The organism is Actinomadura sediminis (genome assembly GCF_042675525.1).
Lineage (GTDB): Bacteria > Actinomycetota > Actinomycetes > Streptosporangiales > Streptosporangiaceae > Spirillospora > Spirillospora sediminis.
The window spans coordinates 1-3,250 of the sequence record NZ_JBHTJA010000221.1 but is presented as its reverse complement, the minus strand read 5'-3'; the positions used below and the strand labels follow the sequence as shown (position 1 = coordinate 3,250).

The following is a 3,250-nucleotide window of genomic DNA, read 5'->3' as shown; positions in this document are numbered from 1 at the left end:
CCCCGGCAGCTCCGAGAGCCGCGCCGCCTGGGCGCGCAGCGCGTCCTCCGACCGCCCGGACAGCAGCACCGGCACGAGCGGGCCCTCCGCGGGGCGGTCCGCCGGGGCGGCGTCCCCGCCCGTCCCCGCGCCCGCCCCGGGCGGCTCGTCCGGCGACTCCTCCAGGACGACGTGGGCGTTCATGCCGCTGATCCCGAACGACGACACCCCGGCCCGGCGCGGCCGCCCGGCGCGGCGCGGCCAGGGCTCCGCCTCCGTCAGGAGGCGGACCGCGCCCGCGGACCAGTCCACGTGCGGGGACGGCTCGTCCACGTGCAGCGTCGCGGGCAGCGTCTCGTGCCGCAGCGCCTGCACCATCTTGATGAGGCCGCCGATCCCGGCGGCCGCCTGGGCGTGCCCGATGTTGGACTTCAGGGAGCCGAGCCGCAGCGGCGCGGCGCCGCCGGGCCGCCGCCCGTAGGTCGCCAGCAGCGCGTCCGCCTCGATCGGGTCGCCGAGCCGCGTGCCGGTGCCGTGCGCCTCGACCGCGTCCACGTCGGCCGCGGTGACGCCGGCGTCGGCGAGCGCGGCGCGGATCACCTTCCGCTGCGCCTTCCCGTTCGGTGCGGTGAGCCCGTTGGACGCGCCGTCCGCGCCGGTCGCGGCGCCGCGGATCACGGCGAGCACCGGGTGCCCGGCGCGGCGGGCGTCCGACAGCCGTTCCAGCACGACCATCCCGGCGCCCTCCGCCCAGGCCGTCCCGTCGGCGGCGGCGGCGAACGCCTTGCACCGGCCGTCGGCGGCGAGCCCCCCTTGCCGGGAGAACTCCACGAACATGCCGGGCCCGGTGAGGACGGCGACGCCCCCGGCGAGGGCGGCCGCGCTCTCGCCGCGCCGCAGCGACTCCACCGCCAGGTGAACCGCCACCAGCGAGGACGAGCAGGCCGTGTCGACGGTGAGCGCGGGCCCCTCGAACCCGAACGTGTAGGCGATGCGGCCGGAGGCGACGCTGGGGCTGCCCCCGGTCAGCAGGTGGCCGCCGAGACCGTCCGGCGGGGTGTGCAGCGGCGGGACGTAGTCCTGCGCCATCGCGCCGACGAACACGCCCATCGCCCGGCCGCGCCAGTCGTCCGGCGCGATCCCGGCGCGTTCCATCGCCTCCCAGGCGGTCTCCAGCAGCAGCCGCTGCTGCGGGTCCATCGCGAGCGCCTCCCGCGGCGAGATGCCGAAGAAGGCGGCGTCGAACCCGGCGGCGTCGTCCAGGAAACCGCCGCCGCCGGTGTCCGCGGCGGCGCGCAGCGCCTCCAGGTCCCAGCCGCGGTCGGCGGGGAACCCGGCGACCGCGTCGCGGCGCGCGGCGACGAGGCGCCACAGGTCGTCCGGGGACGCGACGCCGCCCGGGAAGCGGCAGCCCATCCCGACGATCGCGATCGGCTCGGCGGACCGCCCGGCGCGCGCGTCCCGCCCGGCCTCGGAGACCTCCCCGGCCAGCAGGGCGGCCAGGGACGTGCAGGTGGGGTGGTCGAACAGGGCGGTGGCGGGCAGCGGCAGCCCGGTCGCCTCCATCAGCCGGCGGCGCAGCTCCATCGTCAGGTGCGAGTCGAAGCCCTGCTCGCGGAACGGGCGGTCCGGGTCGACGGCGTCGGGCGCGGCGTGGCCCAGCACGGCGGCGGCGTGCGCGCGCACGAGCGCCGCCGTCGGGCGCCCGCCCCCCGCTGCGCCCCCGCGCTCCACAACCTCCCCGAGACCGGCGCTCTGGGGAAGGTCATGCCCCGGCGCAACGCTTTGAGGAGCGGCGCCCTCGAGCGTCCCGCTCTCACGAACGGCATCCACGGCGGCAGCGCCCTGGGGAGCGGCGTCCACGGGAGCAACGCCCCCGGAAAGGGCGCCCCCGGCGGCGGCGCCCTCACAAGTCGCGCCCTCGCGAGTCGCGGCATCGACAGTCGCGGCATCGCGAACGGTGGCGGCGGGGGTGGTGGTGGTCGGGGGCGCGGGGTCGTCCGGGTCGGCGGGCGGGAGCCAGTGGCGGGTCCGGCGGAACGCGTACGTGGGCAGGTCGACCGGGCGCGCCCCGGACGGCCCGAACACCGCCGCCCAGTCGACGGCCGTGCCGCGCGCCCACAGCGCGCCCAGCGCGCTCAGCAGCGCGTGCGGCTCGGGCAGGTCGGCGCGGAGGGCCGGGACCGGCACGGCGGACGAGCCGGGGGCCAGGCACTCGGGCACGGCCCCGGACAGGGTGGCGTCCGGCCCCAGCTCCAGGAAGGTCGCGGCGCCCGCCGCCTCGAGGGCGCGGACGCCGCCGGCGAACAGGACCGTTTCACGGACGTTGCGGACCCAGTGGCCGGGGTCGCGGAGTTCCGCGGCGTCCGCGATCCCGCCCGTGGTGGTGGACGCGACGGGCGTGCGGGGCTCCCGGTAGTCGATGCTCTCGGCGACGGCGCGGTACCGGTCCAGCATCGGCTCCATCAGCGGCGAGTGGAACGCGTGCGAGACCCGCAGCCGCGAGGTCCGGCGGCCGCGCTCCCGCAGCCGCGCGGCCACCGCGAGGACCGCGGCCCGCTCCCCCGACACGACCGTCGCGCGGGGGCCGTTCACCGCGGCGACGCTCGTGCGGCCGTCCAGCAGCGGCTCGACCTCGTCCGGCGCGGCCTCCACCGCGACCATCGCGCCGCCGCCGGGGAGTTCCTGCATGAGCGTCCCGCGGGCCGCGACCAGCCGGCACGCGTCCTCGGCCGACCACAGCCCGGCGGCGTGCGCAGCGGCCAGCTCGCCCACGGAGTGGCCGCACAGCAGGTCGGGGACGATGCCCCAGGACTCAAGGAGCCGCAGCGACGCCGCCTCGAACGCGAAGAGGGCGGCCTGCGTGCAGGCGGTGCGGTCCAGCAGGTCCGGACGCGACCGGACGATCTCGCGGAGCGGGACGCCCGGGTGGTCCGGGCGGTCTTCGAGGAACGCGTCGAGCGTCCCGCACAGCTCGTCGAAGGCGGCGGCGAAGACCGGGAACGCGTCCGCCAGGCCGGAGCCCATGCCCGCGCGCTGCGTGCCCTGGCCGGGCAGCAGGACGGCCAGGCGGCCGCCGGCCGCGGCCGTGCCCCGGACGATCCCGGCGGCGGCGTCGCGGCGGGCGAGCGCGGCGAGGGCGGCGAGCAGCTCCGCGCGGTCGGCGCCGGAGACCGCGGCCCGGTGGGGCAGCTCGGCGCGGGACGTGGCGAGGGACAGCCCGTCGTCGGCGGCGGCGTCGCCGGGGTACGCGGCGAGCCGGGCGTGCAGG

Annotated in this window: 1 protein-coding gene; it reads right to left on the bottom strand. The window is 79.1% G+C overall.

All coding sequences use genetic code 11. From position 1 onward, the window contains the following. On the bottom strand, positions 1-3,250 hold a 3,250-nt coding region (locus ACFQ11_RS37390), incomplete at both ends, for a beta-ketoacyl synthase N-terminal-like domain-containing protein (RefSeq protein ID WP_378307651.1).